The 19,716-nt window shown below is 58.9% G+C and carries 16 protein-coding genes and 1 tRNA gene; 10 read left to right on the top strand and 7 right to left on the bottom strand.

Annotation, left to right across the window (positions count from 1 at the left end; genetic code table 11):
• The first annotated feature begins 114 nt into the window (after window positions 1–114).
• The 5 genes from rpsA (at window position 115) to pyrF (ending at window position 4,506) form a co-directional block, all read left to right on the top strand.
• Window positions 115–1,806, top strand: a complete 1,692-nt coding sequence (rpsA, locus tag ACESMW_RS09390) for a 30S ribosomal protein S1 (RefSeq protein WP_372986778.1) — start codon at window positions 115–117, stop codon at window positions 1,804–1,806.
• A gap of 131 nt (window positions 1,807–1,937) precedes the next feature.
• Complete coding sequence (locus tag ACESMW_RS09395; protein ID WP_008938050.1) at window positions 1,938–2,234, top strand: integration host factor subunit beta; 297 nt, start codon at window positions 1,938–1,940, stop codon at window positions 2,232–2,234.
• 58 nt (window positions 2,235–2,292) lie between these two features.
• Window positions 2,293–2,595 carry a LapA family protein gene (locus ACESMW_RS09400; RefSeq protein ID WP_372986779.1) on the top strand — a complete coding sequence of 101 codons (303 nt, stop codon included), beginning with the start codon at window positions 2,293–2,295 and terminating at the stop codon, window positions 2,593–2,595.
• On the top strand, window positions 2,595–3,764 hold the full coding sequence (gene lapB, locus ACESMW_RS09405) for a lipopolysaccharide assembly protein LapB (RefSeq protein WP_372986780.1): 1,170 nt from the start codon (window positions 2,595–2,597) through the stop codon (window positions 3,762–3,764). The genes ACESMW_RS09400 and lapB overlap by 1 nt, the downstream gene beginning before the upstream one ends.
• A 31-nt stretch (window positions 3,765–3,795) precedes the next feature.
• Entirely contained in the window at window positions 3,796–4,506 is a 711-nt protein-coding gene (gene pyrF, locus ACESMW_RS09410) for an orotidine-5'-phosphate decarboxylase (RefSeq protein WP_372986781.1), read from the top strand.
• A 505-nt stretch (window positions 4,507–5,011) separates the two neighbouring features.
• Here the strand turns inward: pyrF and ACESMW_RS09415 are convergent.
• Both ACESMW_RS09415 and ACESMW_RS09420 read right to left on the bottom strand, forming a co-directional pair.
• Window positions 5,012–5,087: transfer RNA gene (locus ACESMW_RS09415), tRNA-Asn, on the bottom strand.
• A gap of 70 nt (window positions 5,088–5,157) precedes the next feature.
• Window positions 5,158–6,342: a pyridoxal phosphate-dependent aminotransferase gene (locus tag ACESMW_RS09420; protein WP_372986782.1), complete on the bottom strand. Its 1,185-nt coding sequence runs from the start codon at window positions 6,340–6,342 to the stop codon at window positions 5,158–5,160.
• A 185-nt stretch (window positions 6,343–6,527) separates the two neighbouring features.
• On the opposite strand from ACESMW_RS09420, the gene uvrB reads away from it, so the two are divergent.
• Window positions 6,528–8,588: an excinuclease ABC subunit UvrB gene (gene uvrB / locus ACESMW_RS09425; RefSeq protein ID WP_372986783.1), complete on the top strand. Its 2,061-nt coding sequence runs from the start codon at window positions 6,528–6,530 to the stop codon at window positions 8,586–8,588.
• Here uvrB and rimI read toward each other — a convergent pair whose 3' ends face one another.
• Window positions 8,589–9,707, bottom strand: a complete 1,119-nt coding sequence (rimI, locus tag ACESMW_RS09430) for a ribosomal protein S18-alanine N-acetyltransferase (RefSeq protein ID WP_372986784.1) — start codon at window positions 9,705–9,707, stop codon at window positions 8,589–8,591.
• A 198-nt stretch (window positions 9,708–9,905) separates the two neighbouring features.
• Here rimI and ACESMW_RS09435 point away from each other — a divergent pair, with 198 nt between their 5' ends.
• A complete protein-coding gene (locus ACESMW_RS09435) occupies window positions 9,906–11,405 on the top strand; it encodes a RimK family protein (RefSeq protein ID WP_372986785.1) in 1,500 nt (499 codons plus the stop codon).
• 16 nt (window positions 11,406–11,421) lie between these two features.
• Here the strand turns inward: ACESMW_RS09435 and ACESMW_RS09440 are convergent, their stop codons facing one another.
• Window positions 11,422–12,582, bottom strand: coding sequence for a cation diffusion facilitator family transporter (locus ACESMW_RS09440; RefSeq protein WP_372986786.1), 1,161 nt, complete (start codon window positions 12,580–12,582; stop codon window positions 11,422–11,424).
• A gap of 408 nt (window positions 12,583–12,990) precedes the next feature.
• Here ACESMW_RS09440 and ACESMW_RS09445 point away from each other — a divergent pair, with 408 nt between their 5' ends.
• Window positions 12,991–14,019, top strand: a complete 1,029-nt coding sequence (locus tag ACESMW_RS09445) for a quinone-dependent dihydroorotate dehydrogenase (RefSeq protein ID WP_372986787.1) — start codon at window positions 12,991–12,993, stop codon at window positions 14,017–14,019.
• A gap of 161 nt (window positions 14,020–14,180) precedes the next feature.
• Here the strand turns inward: ACESMW_RS09445 and rmf are convergent, their stop codons facing one another.
• A complete protein-coding gene (gene rmf, locus ACESMW_RS09450) occupies window positions 14,181–14,393 on the bottom strand; it encodes a ribosome modulation factor (RefSeq protein ID WP_372986788.1) in 213 nt (70 codons plus the stop codon).
• A 320-nt stretch (window positions 14,394–14,713) separates the two neighbouring features.
• Between rmf and rlmKL the strand changes: the two genes are divergently transcribed.
• Window positions 14,714–16,888 carry a bifunctional 23S rRNA (guanine(2069)-N(7))-methyltransferase RlmK/23S rRNA (guanine(2445)-N(2))-methyltransferase RlmL gene (gene rlmKL, locus ACESMW_RS09455; RefSeq protein ID WP_372986789.1) on the top strand — a complete coding sequence of 725 codons (2,175 nt, stop codon included), beginning with the start codon at window positions 14,714–14,716 and terminating at the stop codon, window positions 16,886–16,888.
• Here the strand turns inward: rlmKL and ACESMW_RS09460 are convergent.
• Both ACESMW_RS09460 and ACESMW_RS09465 read right to left on the bottom strand, forming a co-directional pair.
• Entirely contained in the window at window positions 16,885–17,502 is a 618-nt protein-coding gene (locus ACESMW_RS09460) for an outer membrane beta-barrel protein (protein WP_372986790.1), read from the bottom strand. The genes rlmKL and ACESMW_RS09460 overlap by 4 nt on opposite strands.
• A gap of 208 nt (window positions 17,503–17,710) precedes the next feature.
• A complete protein-coding gene (locus ACESMW_RS09465) occupies window positions 17,711–18,196 on the bottom strand; it encodes a hypothetical protein (protein WP_372986791.1) in 486 nt (161 codons plus the stop codon).
• 116 nt (window positions 18,197–18,312) lie between these two features.
• Here ACESMW_RS09465 and ACESMW_RS09470 point away from each other — a divergent pair, with 116 nt between their 5' ends.
• Entirely contained in the window at window positions 18,313–19,602 is a 1,290-nt protein-coding gene (locus ACESMW_RS09470; protein ID WP_372986792.1) for a M18 family aminopeptidase, read from the top strand.
• The last annotated feature ends 114 nt before the right edge of the window (window positions 19,603–19,716 follow it).

The raw sequence follows: 19,716 nt of genomic DNA on the forward strand, positions 1-19,716 counted from the left end.
TTGAAATGCCGGAAACAGCGTTATTTGCCAGCCGCTGGCTGATTCCGGAAATCGCTAACAGACCGTGTTGCTGGCGGCACGGAGTACACTTGCGTTGATCACATAGGACACATAATGAGCGAGAGCTTTGCGGATCTTTTTGAAGAAAGCCTGAAAGAAATTGACATGCAACCGGGTTCCATCGTCCAGGGAACCGTAGTTGACGTCGACAACGACTGGGTCACCGTTAACGCCGGACTGAAGTCCGAGGGCGTTATCCCCGCCTCCCAGTTCCTCAACGAAAAAGGCGAGTTGGAAGTAGCTGTCGGCGATGTTGTCGATGTGGCTCTCGATGCTGTTGAAGATGGCTTTGGTGAAACCCGTCTTTCCCGCGAGAAGGCCAAGCGTGCCGAAGCGTGGAAGGTACTGGAGAAGTCCTTCGAGGCTGAAGAAGTTGTTAAAGGCGTGATCAATGGCAAGGTCAAGGGCGGTTTCACCGTCGACCTGTCTGGCATTCGTGCCTTCCTGCCGGGTTCCCTGGTAGACGTTCGTCCGGTTCGCGACACTGCGCACCTGGAGAACAAGGAACTGGAATTCAAGGTTATCAAGCTGGACCAGAAGCGTAACAACGTGGTTGTTTCCCGCCGCGCCGTTCTGGAAGCTGAAAACAGCGAGCAGCGTGAAGCTCTGCTCGAGACCCTGACCGAGGGTATGGAAATCAAGGGTATCGTCAAGAACCTGACCGACTACGGCGCGTTCGTGGATCTGGGTGGCGTTGACGGCCTGCTGCACATCACCGACATGGCCTGGAAGCGCATCAAGCATCCGAGCGAAATCGTGAACGTTGGTGACGAGATCAACGTCAAGGTTCTGAAGTTCGATCGTGAGCGCAACCGTGTTTCCCTGGGTCTGAAGCAGCTGGGCGAAGATCCCTGGGTGGATATCAAGGGCCGTTACCCGGAAGGCTCCAAGGTTACTGCACGCGTAACCAACCTGACCGACTACGGCTGCTTTGCCGAGCTGGAAGAGGGTGTTGAAGGTCTGGTACACGTGTCCGAAATGGACTGGACCAACAAGAACATCCATCCGTCCAAGGTTGTTCAGGTCGGTGACGAAGTAGAAGTCATGATCCTGGATATCGACGAAGAGCGTCGTCGTATCTCCCTGGGTATCAAGCAGTGTGTATCCAACCCGTGGGAAGACTTCTCCAGCAAGTTCAACAAGGGCGACCGCATCTCCGGTAAGATCAAGTCCATCACTGACTTTGGTATCTTCATCGGTCTGGAAGGCGGCATCGACGGACTGGTTCACCTGTCCGACATCAGCTGGAACGAGACTGGCGAAGAAGCCGTTCGCGAGTACAAGAAGGGCGACGAAGTCGAGACCGTTATCCTGTCTGTTGATCCGGAGCGTGAGCGTATCTCCCTGGGCATCAAGCAGCTGGAAAGCGATCCGTTCGCCGAGTTTGTACAGCTGAACGACAAGGGCTCCATCGTCAGGGGTACTGTATCTGCTGTTGACGCCAAAGGCGCAACCGTTGCCCTGAACGACGAGGTTGAAGCGGTACTGAAGGCCTCCGAAATCAGCCGTGACCGTGTGGAAGACGCACGCAACGCGCTGAAGGAAGGCGAAGAAGTCGAAGCGAAGATCATCAGCATCGACCGCAAGAACCGCGTCATTAACCTGTCCATCAAGTCCAAGGACGTTGAAGACGACAAGCAGGCGCTGGAAAGCGTCCGCAGCAAGACCGCTGAAACTTCTGGTGCGACCACCATCGGTGATCTCATCAAGGAGCAGATGCAGCAGCAGAACGCCAACAAGGAATAAATTTCTTTCTGGTATGAAAAAAAACGGGCTCTAAGAGCCCGTTTTTTTTGTGTTTTTTTCTGGTTTGACTAAACTAGGACAAAGAATCGCGGTAATAGACTACCGAATAATAAAGAAGAGGGAAGCGCCTCATGACGAAGTCCGAACTGGTCGAACTGATTGCTTCCAAGCAGACCCAGCTGTCTGTGAAGGATGTCGAACTTGCAGTAAAAACTATCATCGAGCACATGTCCCAGTCGCTCGCGGATGGTCAGAGAATCGAAATTCGGGGGTTTGGCAGCTTTTCCCTCCATCATCGGGCCGCGCGGGTCGGGCGTAACCCGAAAACCGGTGAGGCAGTGAACCTGCCGGCAAAGTATGTACCTCATTTCAAACCCGGGAAGGAGCTCCGGGAGCAGGTCAACGACAGCCTGAAAAAAGGTTTCTAGGGTCTCGGCAGAGAATATGAAGACTTGGGCCTGTTGAGCCCTACGGAGTGCTTACGTTATGGCAGGATTGCAGAAAATCCTCATTATTCTGTTGGTACTGGTCCTGATTTTATTGGCACTCGTGTTTTCGCTGAATAACCAGATGGCGGTCTCCCTCAATTTCCTGCTTTTCGAGACCCAGCCCCACGGTGTGGCAGTCTGGATTATCATGGCGTTTGTCATCGGGGCGCTGTTTGGTGTGCTGATGACGATGTTGGCGACCGTCCGGACATCCGTATCCCGGCGAACCCTCAAGAAACGACTTGATCGTGCCGAGCAGGCATTGGAGAAATCCAGGGCTCAGAACGACCGGACTCTTTAATGGATATCGTGCTTCAATGGCTGCTGCTTACTGTGGCGGTCGCGGCCGGCTGGATGGCTGGTCGGCTTGGCAGCAACAATCGCAGCTCCAAAACCGCCATCTCTGACGAAGACTCTGTCCGCGATCGTCTCCAATTCCTGTTTACCAACTACTCCGATCAGGCGGTCGAAAATTTCGTGCAGTCCCTGGCCGTCAACAAGGACACCGTCAGCCTGCATCTCTCCATCGGCAGTCACTTCCGCAACAAGGGCGAGACAGATCGCGCCATCCTGATTCACCAGAACCTGCTCGCCCGTCCGGAGTTGCCCGGACGTTTTTCGCCACAGGTCACGATGGAGCTTGCCCTGGACTACCTTAATGCTGGCCTGCTTGATCGCGCCGAGGCGCTCCTGCATCAGATCCTGGGGGACCGGGAATACGGCCGCGATGCCGCCCTCCAGCTGATCGAGCTGTACCAGCAGGAACGGGAGTGGGGCAAGGCCGCCGACGTCGCCCGAACACTTGCCAAGGGTGACTCCGATTTGGTGCTGTTCAAGGCCCTTGCCTACATTACCTGCGAACTCGCCGAGCAGGCTCTGAAACATGATGATCGTTGGACAGCCCAGAAACTGGCGAAAGAGGCCCTGGAATACGACCATTCCTGTGTTCGAGCCACGCTGATTCTCATGAGCCTGCAGGTCCGCCAAGGCAGCTTCCGGGAAGCAAGCAAGGAAAGCCTGAAGGTGTTCGACCAGAATCCGGAGTTCGGGCCGGAAGCCATCGACCGCCTGATGAAACTCGAACGCGAGCATGGAGACGTCGGCCGCCTGGTAAAGAAGCTCCGCAAGCTCTATGAAAAATATCCGAGCACGAGTCTGCTGCTGGCTCTGGTAGAATCCGTCGAACGCTCATCCGGGCGACCGGCGGCGATTGATTTGTTGCGGCAGGAACTGGAAAGCCGTCCGTCGGTGCGCGGATTGCTCCGGTTGGTTGAAATGGCCGGTTACGAGAAAGGCATGACCACGGACGAAGGCCGGCTGGTGAGCCGGATTGGTCATCTCCTCCTGTCCAACCGCCCGGTCTATCGCTGCGTAAACTGCGGCTTCTCCGGTCAGCAGTTACACTGGCTCTGCCCGAGTTGTAAGCAGTGGGAAACCATCCGCCCCATCCAGGGCGTGGAAGCCGAATAAACCCGTTACGATCTACCCCAGGAACCGAACCGTGCAAAACCCCTCCGACCCCAAAATCATCGTCGCTCTCGACTTCCCCTCCCAGGACCCGGCACTGGCCCTGGTCGATCAGCTGGATCCGGCCAAATGCCGCCTGAAAGTCGGCAAGGAGCTGTTCACCCGCTCCGGTCCGCAGCTGGTGCAGTCGCTGCAGGGCAGGGGCTTTGATGTGTTCCTGGACCTGAAATTCCATGACATCCCGAATACCACTTCGGCCGCCGTTGCCGCTGCGGCGGATCTGGGCGTCTGGATGGTGAACGTCCACGCCTCGGGCGGCGAAAAAATGATGGTCGCCTGCCGCGAACGCCTGGAATCCTTCGGCGTCGACAAGCCCCTGCTGATCGCTGTCACGGTTCTAACCAGCATGGGAGCCGAAGATCTCGCCGGCATCGGCATCACCGACTCCCCGGAAGCCCAGGTTTCACGCCTGGCAACCCTGACCCGCAACTGCGGCCTCGACGGCGTCGTCTGCTCCGCGCAGGAAGCTCCAAAGCTCAAAGCCGAGCAGGGCGCCGGCTTCAAACTGATCACCCCGGGTATCCGGCCGCTGGCCGCCGACAAAGGCGACCAGCAACGCATCATGACTCCCACGGATGCCCTCAAGGCCGGTTCCGACTACCTCGTTATTGGTCGCCCGATAACTCAGGCTGCGGATCCATTGGCTGCTCTGGAGGCTATTCATTCTGAGGTGATTGGCCTCTAAGATTTTCCTGGTTTCTAATCCTGCCCTAGCCTGCGGTCTTGGCGGGCTGGTGGTGTGGGGCCGCCCTCCCAAAAACCGCTACGAGCACGTCCATGTGCGCTTGTTTCAGGCCATCCTTGGCCTTCAACATTTTTGGGAGGGCGGCCCCACACCACCAGTCTACACATCAAGGATATCGCTACTAATTTCAGAGAGTGAATGTTTGGGAGGGGTGGCTGGCGATTTATTCCGTGTTCTAGCGAAGCCGTATATCTCCTGGGTTCAGGGGGGGCGATGGGTACCTGCTCCCAAAAATGTGCGGAGCCATGGATGGCGGAGCCAAGCGCACATGGACGTGCTCGTAGCGGTTTTTGGGAGCAGGTACCCATTGCCCCTAGCACCAGAACTTGAAGGCTAGGGCAGGACTAAATCCCAAAACCCAAAACTTAATCAGAGCTTCCAGAAAAAAAACGAACAAACACAAAAAAGCCCGCTAACTCAGAGAATTAGCGGGCTTTCGAAATATTGGCTCCCCGAGCTGGGCTCGAACCAGCGACAAACGGATTAACAGTCCGTTGCTCTACCAACTGAGCTATCGGGGAACGTCGTCATGTGACGAGGCGCGTATATTAAGGTGGCTATACCGCCTCGTCAACCCCTGACAAAAACTTTTTAGCCAAGCGCCTTCTGCAAACGCTCAACCGCCTTCTGCAGGTTCTCCATGCTGGTCGCGAAGCTCAGGCGCATGTGGCCCGGGGCACCAAATGCGGAACCCGGAACGATCGCCACGCCGGCCTCGGTCAGCAGCTTCTCGGCGAACTCCACGTCCGAGCTGACGCTGTCATCGGCGTCAATGGCGCCCTGGAAGCTCGGGAACACGTAGAAGGTGCCGTCACCGGTCAGGCACTCAACGCCCGGCAGCTTGTTCAGGGCCTCTACCAGCCAGTCGTGGCGTTCCTTGAATGCCTTGACCATCTCGCCCACACATGCCTGATCCCCGTCCAGGGCTGCGGTCGCGGCGGCCTGGGAGATGGAGCAGGGGTTGGAGGTACTCTGGGACTGGATCTTCTTCATGGCGCCGATGATTTTGGCCGGGCCTGCGGCATAGCCGATACGCCAGCCGGTCATGGAATAGGCTTTGGAGACACCGTTGAGGACGAAGGTGCGCTCGTACAGTTCCGGGCAGGCGTTCACGATGTTGCAGAACGGCTGGCCGGTCCACAGGATCGGCTCGTACATGTCGTCGGTGGCGATCATGATGTTCGGGTGCTTCTTCAGCACTTCACCGATCGCCTTCAGCTCTTCCATGGAGTAGGCCATGCCACTCGGGTTGGACGGACTGTTGATCACGAACAGGCGGGTACGCTCGGTGATGGCGTTTTCCAGCTGCTCCGGGGTGATTTTGAAGCGGGTGTCGGCGCTGGTCTCGATGATGACCGGCTTGCCCTCGGCGACCAGCACCATGTCCGGGTAGGAGACCCAGTAGGGGGCCGGGATGATGGCTTCGTCACCCTTGTTCAGTGTGGCAAGTGCCAGGTTGAAAAAGCTCTGTTTGCCACCACTGCTTACCAGTATCTGGTTGGCTTCGTATTCCAGGCCGTTGTCCCGTTTGAACTTCGCAATAATCGCTTTCTTCAGGGCCGGCGTACCATCCACGGCGGTGTATTTGGTCTGGCCGTTGTGGATGGCTTCAATGGCTGCCTGTTTGATGTGCTCGGGGGTGTCGAAGTCCGGCTCGCCTGCACCCAGGCCAATGATGTCCTGGCCGGCTGCGCGGAGTTCCGCGGCCTTGTTGGTGACTGCGAGGGTGGGAGAGGGCTTGATAGCCTGTACTCGGCTGGAAAGTTGAAGGTCCAAACTTGAGCTCCTTAAAGCTGCGTCCTATTGGGCTGCGATCGGCCGGGGGAGCCATTGCTGGCTGATTTTCGCCCAGCCGTCGATCGCACTGATGGTATCATGAAGCCAGCGTAACGCTAAATTTCTCGATGGTATAAGTCCGCCCACGGCGGGCACCGCGCAAATCCGGAGGTTATCCGCCAGTTATGGCAAAGCAAGAAACCAGTACCGCACAGAGCGGGGTGTTCCGAGTCGATTCCCCCTACCAGCCGGCCGGTGATCAGCCCAAGGCGATCGAGGGCCTGGTGGATGGCATCCAGTCCGGCCTGGCGCACCAGACGCTGCTCGGGGTGACCGGCTCGGGGAAAACCTTCACCGTCGCCAATGTGATCGAGCAGGTGCAGCGGCCCACCATCATCATGGCCCACAACAAGACCCTGGCGGCGCAGCTGTATGGCGAGTTCCGCGAGTTCTTTCCGGACAACGCGGTGGAGTACTTCGTCTCCTACTACGACTATTACCAGCCAGAAGCCTATGTGCCGTCGTCGGATACCTTCATCGAGAAAGACGCCTCCATCAACGAGCACATCGAACAGATGCGGCTGTCCGCCACCAAGGCGCTGCTGGAGCGGCCGGATGCCATCATCGTGGCCACGGTATCGTCTATCTACGGTCTGGGTGACCCCCAGTCCTACCTGAAGATGATGCTGCACCTGGACCGGGGCGACCAGATTGACCAGCGTTTCATCCTGCGTCGGCTGGCCGAGCTTCAGTACACCCGCAATGACGTGGAATTCCACCGGGCCAATTACCGGGTCCGGGGCGATGTCATCGACGTGTTCCCGGCGGAATCGGAGAAGGAAGCCATCCGGATCGAGCTGTTCGATGATGAGGTGGAGAATCTCAGTTATTTCGATCCGCTGACCGGCGAGGTGTTGCGCCGGGTGCCCCGGGTCACCATCTATCCGAAGTCCCACTATGTCACCCCGCGCCAGACGGTTCTGGATGCGGTGGAGCACATCAAGGTGGAGCTGGATGAACGCCTGCAGCAGTTGCGGGACAACAACCGGCTGGTGGAAGCCCAGCGCCTGGAAGAGCGCACCCGGTATGACATCGAGATGATGCTGGAGCTCGGCTACTGCAACGGCATCGAGAACTACTCCCGCTACCTGTCCGGGCGCCGGCCGGGGGAGGCGCCACCGACCCTGTTTGACTACCTGCCACCCAACGCCTTGCTGGTGGTGGACGAATCCCACGTGACCATTCCCCAGATCGGCGCCATGTACAAGGGCGACCGGTCCCGCAAGGAGACCCTGGTGGAATACGGGTTCCGGTTGCCGTCGGCGCTGGATAACCGGCCGATGCGGTTCGAGGAATGGGAGCGCATTGCGCCGCAGATGATTTTTGTCTCGGCGACCCCGGGCAACTACGAAGCTGAGCACGCCGGCCAGGTGGTGGAGCAGGTGGTCCGTCCCACCGGCCTGCTCGATCCGGAAATTGAGGTGCGGCCGGCCTCCACCCAGGTGGATGACCTGCTGTCCGAGATTCACGCCCGGGTGAAGGTGCAGGAGCGGGTTCTGGTGACCACGCTGACCAAGCGCATGGCCGAGGACCTGACCGACTTCCTGATGGAACATGACATCAAGGTCCGGTACCTGCACTCGGATATCGACACCGTGGAGCGGGTAGAGATTATCCGGGACCTGCGCCGGGGCGAGTTCGATGTGCTGGTGGGGATCAACCTGCTGCGGGAAGGCCTGGACATGCCGGAGGTCTCGCTGGTAGCGATTCTGGATGCGGACAAGGAAGGCTTTCTGCGCAGTGAACGTTCTCTCATTCAGACCATCGGCCGGGCCGCCCGTAACGTGCACGGCAAGGCGATCCTCTACGGCGATAAGATCACCGGCTCCATGCAGCGGGCCATCGATGAGACCCAGCGCCGCCGGGAGAAACAGACCGCCTTCAACGAAGAGCATTGCATCACGCCCACCGGTCTGAACAAGAAGATCGCTGACATCATGGAAGGTGCGGCGGGTGGCGGCGGCCGGGGTCGCCGCAGGGCAGAGCGCCCCGGTCAGAAAGCGGCCGAGGAAGCCGAACAATATCGGGCGAAGGCCGGCAACCGGTCGCCGGAGGAGGTGCTCAAGGAGGTGGCTCGCCTGGAGGACGAGATGTACAAGGCGGCTTCGGACCTGGATTTCGAAACCGCGGCGCGTCTGCGGGACGAGATTTCCGAACTCAAGGAGGCGGCGCTGCGAACCGGCTGATTACCCGTTTTTCTTCGGCCCCACGATCACCGCCGCCTGCAAGGGCTGGTTGCGGCCGTAGCTGGACATGCGGGTGAAGACCCGTTTGTCCACCGGCAGATACTGTTTGTCCGCCACGGTTTCACCGGCTTGTACGTCGATTTCCGGGTCATGCAGGTAGACGAATTCCTCGTCGATGGCACAGACGGTGACCCAGTGCGGCACGCGGCTCCGGTTCAGTTGCCAGGTGCTGATCAGGATGACCGGGATGCGCCCCTCGTGCAGGGCATTTTCCATGCCCTCGAGGGTCAGCGGATCATGGTGAAGCTGGATGCCGGTGCGGCCGATGTCGTGCAGGAAGCCCTCGTGCACCAGTTCCAGCACCCGCTTTTTGTCTTCATTCCGTACCGTGTCCTTGAACAGCGCACCTTCCTGGCTGATCCAGGCGCTGGCTTCGAAGCCCCGGTTCCAGCTGGCCAGGGCCAGGCCGTGGGGGCCACAGCCGCCGTGGCCGGCGAGCATGAAAATGGTGGTGGCCTCGCGCCAGATCTTCAGCTCTTCCAGGGTGGTGACCGTCTGGTTCTCGTCCAGCGCTGCCATGGCCATGATCAGGGCTGATGGGCCGCAGGTGAACTCGGTGGTTTGCGGGTAATAGGGAACCGGCAGAAACTCACGGCTTGGTTCGTAGTAAAGGATTCGGCGCTCGAATCTGAGCGCGTTGCCGTGGTCCTCATAATAATCGCGGTAGGTGCCAAACTGCCGGTAGCCCAGGCGCTTGTAGAGATTGATGGCACCGGGATTATCCTCGCGCACTTCCAGTCGCATGATGATGCGGTCGGCCTCGGCCGCTTCTTTCTCCGCCTCCCGGATAAGTTGTTCACCAATGCCCCGGCCCCGGGCCTCGGGAGCGACCGCAATGGAGTAGATCCGCGCCAGACGGGTGGCGGCATTCATCAGCACCAGGCAATAACCGACCAGTTCGCCGTCCTGCTCGGCCACGATCAGGCGATCCCGGGGTACTTCCAGGAATCGGCGGAAACTCCGCCGGGAAAGCCGGTCGTCGCTGAAACAGCGGTGCTCCAGCTGTACCAGGTTGTCCAGGTCCGTATTGACGGCGTGGCGAAGCGTTACATCAGACATGGTTTTACTGGTCCTGGTCGGTGGGAAGCGCTTGCTCGCGGGCTTCCCTATCGCGGCTATTATGGTAGAGAGTGGCCGGTACGCAAGCCCCGCCGGCATGCGTAAAAGCACGCACGCCGAGGTGATTGTGCAACTTCGGGGCTGGGCGTATTGTTGCGAACAGCCAGGCGGCTGAACCTTCAGGGAGGAATGCCATAGATGTCCCGTTTGCTCATTGTTGTCGATCGCGCCAAAGACTGGGCACCGTATTACCCCAGTGACGATGTGCTGACCTTTGACCAGTATCTGCAGTATTCCTCGCCTTCAACCGGGCGGGTACGGGTTATTAATCTCTGCCAGAGTGCGAAATACCAGAGCCAGGGCTACTACTGCTCACTGCTGGCGGAAGCCCGTGGGCACCACGTGGTGCCTTCGGTGATGACTCTGAATGACCTGAGCCGCAAGGGCCTGTTCTCGCTGGAGCTGGAAGAGCTGGACCCCAGCGTACTTAAATGGCTGGACGCGGCAGGCTCGAAAATTGAGCCCGCTAGCCACGAGAAGGACGCAACCCATGAGGTCAGGATCCGCACCTACTTTGGCCAGGCCGAGCACCCGGACCTGAAGCCGGTTGCCAGGGCGCTGTTCGAGAGTTTTCCGTGCCCCATCCTGGAAATCGTCTTCAAGCGCCGTAAGAAATGGCAGATTGCGTCCATGCGGCCCGCGGCGCCGGCGGACCTGTCCGAGCGGGAGCAGGATCTGTTTGCGGCCGCTCTGGACCGTTTCAGCACCATGGTCTGGCGCAAGCCCCGGACCCGCCGTCGCTACCGCTTTGACCTGGCCATGCTGGTGAACCCGGAAGAGCCGATGCCGCCGAGTGATGAGGATGCGCTCAAGCGTTTCGAGAAAGCAGGCCGGAAACTAGGCATCAATGTCGAGCGGATCACCCGTCGGGACTACATGCGTCTGCCGGAGTACGATGGTCTGTTCATCCGTGAAACCACAGCCATTGACCATCACACCTATCGCTTTGCCCGAAAAGCGGAGGCCGAGGGGATGGTGGTCATCGATGACCCCGTTTCCATCCTTCGCTGCACCAACAAAGTGTTCCTGGCGGATCTGCTCAGGAACAACAAGGTGCCGACACCCAAGACCCTGATTCTGTCCCGGGACCAGAAAGATGCAGTTGAGCAGGTAGTCAATGCCCTGGGCTTTCCGGTAGTCATCAAGATTCCGGATGGAGCTTTCTCGCGAGGGGTGACCAAGGCACGGGATGAAAAGGAACTACGGGCGGGTCTTCGGGAGCTGTTCCGGCAGTCAGCCCTGGTGTTGGCACAGGAATATCTGTACACGGACTATGACTGGCGCATCGGAGTGTTGGGGGGGCGTGCGATCTATGCCTGCAAGTATATGATGGTCAAGGGCCATTGGCAGATCTACCAGCACGGTGACTCCAAGGTGGAGAGTGGTGGCTTTGAGACCATGCCCACCTATGAAGTACCCAGAGGCGTGATCCAGGCGGCACTGAATTCCACCCGGCTGATTGGTAACGGCCTCTATGGGGTCGATATCAAGCAGTCGGGCAACCGGGTGGCTGTTATCGAGGTGAACGACAACCCCAGTGTCGATTCCGGTGTCGAGGACAAATTCCTCGGTGGCGAGCTCTACACCCTGATCATGCAGGAATTCCTGTCCCGGATGGAGGCCAAGCGCCGGGGCTGATCGGGCAGGGCGGCTGTTACGGTTCGCCCAGCCAGATCCTCACGCTGCCGAACCATGGGTAGTGCTCCAGGGCCTGGTGGACCTGCTCGCTGGTGATGTCGCCGGACTTGTCCGGGGCATCAAAGAAGAGTTCCAGGTGTACCTTGTTCTTCAGGTAGTGGAGTCGGAGCCTGCTGTGGGTCGGGAGTTCCCCAATGGTTTCATACAGCATCTGGCGAATTTCCTTTCGAGAAGGCAGGCGCTCCGAGGTCGGCGTCTGCTCCTCGTCGTTCTCTGCGTCGATGTGGAAATTGATATCGCGGATATTGTCGAGTTCCTCACGCATACCGGACACCACCTGCATGCCGATCTGGTGGCCCTCTGAGACGCTGATATCCGGCCGGACTACCAGGTGAACATCCAGTAGGATGTCGTGCCCCATGCGGCGGCTGCGCAGTTCGTGGACATTGCGCACGCCATCGGTTTCGCGGGCGATGGCTTTCAGCTTTTGGGTATCCTCCTGGGAAAGCCCGGTGTCCACCAATTCCTTGACGCTGTCCCAGGTGAACTTCCAGCCGATGTGGATGATGATCAGCGCGATGATCACCGCAGCCAGCACATCCAGCCACTCCCAGCCCATCATGGCACCCACGGTGGAGAGCAGCACCACGACAGAGGAGAAGGCATCAGTGCGACTGTGCCAGGCGTTGGCAATGATCAGGTCCGACCGGATCGCCTGGCCGACCCGGCGGGTATAGTGATAAATCCACTCCTTGCCCGCGACCGAGAAGGCAGCCGCAACCAAAACCGGCCAGCCGGGCACCTGGCTGATACCGCCCTCGATGAGACGCAGGATGTTTTCCCAGGCCAGGGCGGCGCCCACGGCTATGAGAATGCTGCCGAGCAGCAGTGTGCCGAAGGTTTCAATGCGCTGGTGGCCGTAGGGGTGATTCTCGTCCGGTTCCTGCCGGGATATGCGCATTACCGCCAGTACGACGAAGTCAGATGCGACATCGGTAAAAGAGTGGATGCCGTCAACAAACAGGGCCTGAGAGTTGAAAAGTGTACCACCAATGACTTTTATGACACCGAGTATGGCATCAAGAATCATTCCGATTATGGTGACTCTCGAGGCCGCCTTCATTTCCTTATTCAGGGCATCCTGGGTACTGGACGTTGTGGAAACGGGGTCTTGCATTCGGGCTGGCTCCGGCGGTTGAGTGTCCCGGAAAGTATAACGCTAAACCCCGCGCCTGTGGGGACGGGCGTTACACGCCGGGTCGTGCGATTTATGCACATAATTGCATTTTGGTGACGGTGTAAAGAACCTTGACTATGTGTAGCCCTTCGAGCTGTGCGCGATATAAGTAATTGAAAAATAAGATAAAATAAACTGGTTAAAAAATGATCAATTTGTAGGCTGGCGCAGTTATCAAGGGGTCTGAAAGTTTGCCCCGTGATTTTCAACAGGGTTATCCACAGATTCCGTGGAAAAACTTACGAGGTGTTACAAAGACAAGTAGTTACGGGTGATTACGCAGGCAGACAGGATGCTGTGGAAAACTTCCGGTATACTCCCGCCCACTGACATTCAGGGAGTTATCTGATGTACGGCGTTATCCGCAACCTGTTATTCCGTTTTCCACCCGAGCAAGCCCATAACATGGCGCTTGGCAGCCTTGATGTTGCCCAGAAACTGAGATTATTGAGCGCTTTTTCGCCAAAAATAGATGCATTGCCAGTCAATGTTATGGGTCTGGATTTCCCCAACCCCGTGGGGCTGGCGGCGGGCCTGGACAAAAATGCCGATCATCTGGACGCCCTCGGCGCTCTGGGCTTTGGATTCATCGAGGTGGGAACGGTCACACCGCGGGCTCAGCCGGGTAACCCCAGGCCCCGTATTTTCCGTCTGTCGGAACACCAGGCCATCATCAACCGCATGGGCTTCAACAATGAGGGCCTGGAACACCTGCTCGACCGGGTGGATCACCGGCATTACCGGGGCATTCTCGGGATCAACGTCGGCAAGAACAAGGATACTCCGAATGAGGAGTCCGAGACTGACTATCGCAAGGGCATCGCGGCGGTTTATTCCCGGGCCGATTACATCACGGTGAATGTTTCCTCGCCCAATACTCCGGGGCTGCGTGACCTGCAGTTCGGGGATTCCCTGAAAGGCCTGCTGGATGCCATCAAGGACGAGCAGCGCCGCTGTGAACAGGAGACCGGAAAGTACGTTCCAATTGCGGTAAAGATCGCGCCGGATATGGACGACACCGGCATCCGGTTTGTTGCCAACGCGCTGCTGGACACCGGTCTGGACGGCGTCATTGCCACCAACACCACCATCAGCCGCGACGCCGTGGCCGGCCACCGCCACGCGGACGAGGCCGGTGGCCTGAGTGGTGCTCCGGTCCGTGAAGCATCCCTGAGGGTTATCCAGGGGCTGTATGCAGAACTTGGTGAACGTTTGCCCATTATCGGCGTGGGTGGCATTACCGACGGCGAGAGTGCCGCAGAGAAGGTCAGGGCGGGTGCAAAACTGGTACAGATCTACACGGGCTTCATCTATAAGGGGCCGGCGTTGATTAAAGAGGCGGTGGAGGCCATTCGGCGGGAAACGTCAGGAGGCTGAAAAAAGATGGGCCCGCTTAGCGGGCCCGTGCGGGGAATAAACCCCGTTGCGCTTCTTCGCATGGTACGGGGCGGGAGGCCCCGTTTTGGTTGCTCTTGGTACTGCGTCAAATTGTGTAGAAAAAGATCAGATCAAGATTCGGGGTTGCTGGTGAATGTCCGTCACGCTGATGTGACATTGGCAAGTTTGTGAATACCGGAGACGCCGGTCATGCCCTCCCAGTTATCTGTGCGACCTTCGCGCCACCCGTTCAACCATTCCTGTCGGACTTCCGGTTGTTCGATCGGGCAGCTGTCTTTCGGTTTTCCGGACACTCCGGCGAGATAACCCCTTTTAAATGCACGGGCGTACATGTCTCTTTTCTGTCTTTTCATGCCGTTCCTCACTAATGGATTAACAGAACAAGCGTGTACACATCTGCAGTGGTCGTGGCGATCCGGGTTTCCCTCCGGGACAACCCCCTATTGCCAGCTTTGACCAGAGCAGTCAGGATCCTGTTAACGGAGGCTTTTCAGACCTCCGGAACGACGCGTCAAGTACAAGGTAGAACGAACCTTGAGCGCGTGTACACTAATTATTTCATCTATGTGACCGTTTGCTTATAGTTTTATGAACTAAAAATGACGCAGTAAAGTTGGAATTACCGCGAAAAACGGAAACTTACCCGGATTGTTTTTCTACCCAGGAGCTCGCTTTGTCTAAATGTGTCTTTTTCGTAACCTGCCCGAAAGGTGTCGAGTACCTGCTTGGCGATGAGCTTCGGACGTTCGGCCTGGAGACGGTCCGTAACGCGCCGGCCGGGGTCTGGGTTGAAGGCGAGCTGGAAGCGGGGTATCGGGCCTGCCTGTGGTCGCGCCTGGCCAACCGCGTGATCCTCAACATCGCCGAGGTGGATGCGGGTAACGGGGACGCCATGTACGAAGGCGTGCTTGGTGTGGACTGGACGCAGCACATTCCAGATCAGGGCAGCTTCCGGGTAACTTTCCTTGGTCAGAACCAGGCGATCCGCAATACTCAGTTTGGCGCCCAGCGGGTCAAGGACGGCATTGTCGATGGTTTCCGGGCCAAGGGCGCCGCGCGGCCGGCGGTGGACGCCAAGAACCCGGATGTGACGATCTCCGCCCGCCTCAACCGCAACCGGCTTTCCATCGGTGTGGATCTGAGCGGTCACAGCCTGCACATGCGCGGCTACCGTACTGACAAGGGCATCGCACCGCTGAAGGAAAACCTGGCGGCCGCGCTGCTGATGCGGTCCGGCTGGCCGGAGATTGCGGGGCAGGGCGGTGATTTTGTGGACCCCATGTGCGGCTCCGGGACTCTGCTGATCGAGGCTGCGATGATGGCCCTGGATATCGCGCCCGGGCGCCGGCAGGAACGATTTGGCTTCGAGAAGTGGCCGGGTCACCAGCCTGAGGTCTGGCTCGCGCTGCGGCAGGAAGCGGAACGCCGGGCCCATGAGGGCAAGCAGGGCAGGATCCCCAGATTTGCCGGATTTGACCAGGATTCGCGGGTGATCGCTACAGCCTGGAGGAACATCGAGCGAGCGGGCCTTGACGGTGTGGTGCATGTGGAAGCCCGGCCGGTGCAGGAATTCATCCTGGAAGGGCAGTGGTCGGAGCGTGGCCTGGTGCTGACCAACCCTCCGTACGGCGAGCGACTGAGCGAACGCAAGGAACTGGCGGGGCTGTATAAGGCCCTCGGTGATGCCATGAAACAGGCTGTTCCTGGCTGGCGCCTTGGCGTCTTTACCGGCGCGCCGGAGTTCGGCAAGGCCGTCGGTCTGCGCAGCTTCAAGCAGTACAAGCTATTCAACGGCAAGCTCCCGGCCCAGCTGCTGCTGTTCGAAGTGGCCGAAGAAAACGCCATGACCCCGAGAGAGCCAGATGTTCCCGGGGAAATTCGCCCGCGCATTGCCAACGAAGAACGCGCGGCCATGCTACGAAACCGCCTGAAAAAGAACCTGAAAACCATCGGCCAGTGGGCCCGGAAACAGGGCATTGGGTGTTACCGCCTGTACGATGCGGATATGCCGGAGTATGCCCTGGCTATCGATATCTATGAGGGGCGAGTGCATGTGCAGGAATATGCCGCGCCCAAGTCTGTGGACGAGCGGGCGGCTCGGGAGCGGCTGGCCGAAGCTCTGGCGGTGATCCCGGAGGTGCTCGGGATCGAGCGCTCGGACCTGGTGTGCAAACAGCGCCAGCGCCAGGCCGGCACCCAGCAGTACGAGAAGCAGGCGGCCAGCGGCGAGTTCTTCACGGTGCACGAGCACGGCTGTCTGATTCGGGTGAACCTGAAGGACTACCTGGACACCGGCCTGTTCCTCGATCACCGCCCGGTACGGCACTGGATCCAGGAGAACGCCCGGGGCAAACGCTTCCTGAACCTGTTCTGTTACACCGGCGCAGCCTCGGTGCATGCTGTGGTGGGTGGCGCCAGCCGCTCCCTGAGCCTGGATATGTCGAAGACCTACGTGAACTGGGCCCGGGAAAACCTGGCGATCAACGATGCCGATCCGAAAAAGCACATGGTGGAGCAGGCCGATTGCCTGGCCTGGCTGGCGGAGAAGCCGGCGGCAGACCAGCGCTTTGACCTGATCTTCATGGACCCGCCGACCTTCTCCAACTCCGCCCGCATGGCCGGTGTACTGGATATCCAGCGCGATCACGCCACCCTGATCCGCCAGGCGATGGCACGGCTGACCTCGGACGGCTTGCTGATCTTTTCCAACAACTTCCGCCGGTTCCGGCTGGACGAGGCGCTGGAGGAGGAGTTTGCGGTAGAAGAAGTCTCACGCAACACCCTGGACAAGGACTTCCAACGCAACCCGAGGATTCACCGTTGCTGGCACATCCGGCACAAGGTCTAGAATTCGTAACGGAAACCGCCTGAGAACTGGAAGCTGTTCACTTCACTACCGGTGTCTTCGAACAGCTTCCCACCCTCGAACACCAGGAAGGTGTCATCCACCACCTCGATATCAAAGCCGGCCAGCCAGCTGGTGCTGAAGCTGCTGTCCGGGAATTCCTCGCCAAAGCTGCGGTAGAAGACGTTACGGTCGGCATCCGGGTTCTCGAGGGTGGCTTCGCCGTGGATGTAGGAAAAACCGAACTGGCCGTAGATATTGGCGTACTCGCCGAGGGGGTAGTGCATCCCGATGTACCAGCTGGCGAAATAATCCACCGCCAGGGTGAAGTCGCTGTCCGGGACCTCGGCATCCTTGTAGCCGCCACCGGCGCGCAACTCCGCGTGGAACAGGTCGGTGATGTGACCGCCAACCACCAGGGTAGCGGCGCTGCCCCAGGCGCGCTCGGCGGTGGGGCCGATGGTGCGGTGGTTGATGGCGGTAGCCAGCAGGCCGATGTAGTGTTTGTCGGCCCGCGGGGTGGTTTCCTGGGCGAGTGCCTGTTGCGAGGCCAGAAGGGCAAAGAGGTAGATCGGTGCCAGGGCGGATCGAAGGGCAGTGGGTACAACCTTGTTCATTATTGTCGGGCTTCCTGACGGGTGAGCGATTGGCCCGATTCTGCCTTGTGTAACGGTTTGTTACGTCGACCCGTGTCACAGTTCCCTGTGTTCAAAACGGGGAGGGGAGGTCTAAAAAGGGGTCAGAAGAAGGCTTTCTTCAGACCCCGACTCCAACTCCGGGGTCAGATGAAAGCCTTCATCTGACCCCATCTTCACTTTCCAGCCCTCAGTCTTCGTCCAGGTAGCCTTCTTCCCGCGCCAGCAGCAGCAACGCATACACCCCGTTCTCGGGCAACAGCGGCTCAAGCCCTTCCTCGATCAGCAGCTGATGGCGACGATCCTCCAGGCTTTCAACATCCAGGCCGGTGATCAGATCACTGATCGGCGCAATCTCGAAAGGCGGCTCGTGGCCGACAGCACTGAAGATCAGGTCCACCAGGATCTCGTCCGGATCCAGGCTGTCGACGTACACGGTCTGGTCAGGCAAGTCCTCATGTAACTCCCGGACCAGCTCGATGAGCGGAACCCCTTGTTCCATGAGGTAAAGGATGTCGGTGTCGCCCAGATCGCCGTCGTCGGGCAACCAGCTCTCGTCCGGGGCAATGACCACGGCCTTCATCTGCCCGTCACCAAGGGACCAGGCGATCGCCGTGGGAAACAGGGCATCGTCGGTCTGGCAGTATTCGATATCGAGAAATCTGGGTAGAGGCAAAGTGGTCTCCGCTGGGACGTATGGGTCGATATAAGGAATGTCACTATGGTCTGTAGGAGCTGTTATCGCTTCATGCCATACTGTTACAACGCAATTATCAATCAATCAGGGATATCATGGAACACGTTGAATTTAACAAAGATTTGATTGAATTTCTGAATAGCTCACCGACCCCCTGGCATGCGGTTTCGACCATGAAAAGTCGCCTTGATGCCGCAGGTTTCGAGCAGCTGGACGAGCGCGATGACTGGTCACTGGACCGTAACCGGGGATATTACGTCATTCGCAACGGCTCCTCTATCGTGGCCTTCCGAACCGGCAACAAAGATGTTTCCACCAGCGGTATCCGCATGGTTGGTGCCCACACGGACAGCCCGTGCCTGAAGGTCAAACCCAACCCGGAACTGCGCCGCAAGGGCTACTTCCAGCTTGGCGTCGAGGTCTACGGGGGCGTGTTGCTGAACCCGTGGTTTGACCGGGACCTGTCCCTGGCCGGTCGTGTCACCCTGCTGGACGAAGCAGGTGAGGTGCAGGACGTCCTGGTGGATTTCCGCAAGCCCGTTGGGTTCATTCCGAGCCTGGCGATCCATCTCGACCGGGAAGCCAACAACAACCGGTCGATCAATGCCCAGACCGATCTTCCGCCCGTGCTCATGCAGGTGTCGGAGGACGACACTACCAGCTTCGCTGATCTGCTAAGCCAGCAGGTGGCTGCGGAAAGTGGTATCAAGGCCCGCAAGGTTCTGGGCTACGAGCTTAGTTTTTACGAGGCGCAACGTGCGGAATTCGTCGGACTGCGGAATGAGTTTGTCGCGTCCGCGCGGATGGATAATCTGCTGAGCTGCTACATCGGCTTGCAGTCCCTGATCCACACCTCCGGTGACGAGGCTGCGCTGCTGGTCTGCAACGATCACGAGGAAGTGGGCAGCATGTCCGCCGAGGGCGCGCAGGGGCCGTTCCTGACCGCGGTTCTGGATCGCTGGTGCGGAGCGGGCAAGGCCCGGGCCATTGCCCATTCCATGATGATCTCCGCGGACAATGCCCACGGGGTGCACCCGAACTACCTGGACAAACACGACGAGAATCACGGGCCGATCCTGAACCAGGGGCCGGTGATCAAGGTCAACCACAACCAGCGCTATGCGACCAACAGCCGGTCTGCGGCGCTGTACCGCCACATCAGCGATGAGCTGGGGCTACCGCACCAGACCTTCGTAGTTCGCAGCGATATGGGCTGTGGCAGCACCATCGGCCCGCTGACCGCCGGAAACCTGGGCGTGACTACGCTGGATATCGGGGTGCCGCAGTTCGGCATGCACTCGATCCGTGAGCTGATCGGGGCAGAGGACGGCTTTACCCTGTTCCGCGTGCTGGCGGAGTTCATGCAACGGGAAAAAGTATTCTAGGATAGATATGAAAAGGCCGCTGATCGGAAATCAGCGGCCTTTCGGAATAAGTGGCTCCCCGAGCTGGGCTCGAACCAGCGACAAACGGATTAACAGTCCGTTGCTCTACCAACT

Source organism: Marinobacter sp., assembly GCF_041690455.1.
Lineage (GTDB): Bacteria > Pseudomonadota > Gammaproteobacteria > Pseudomonadales > Oleiphilaceae > Marinobacter.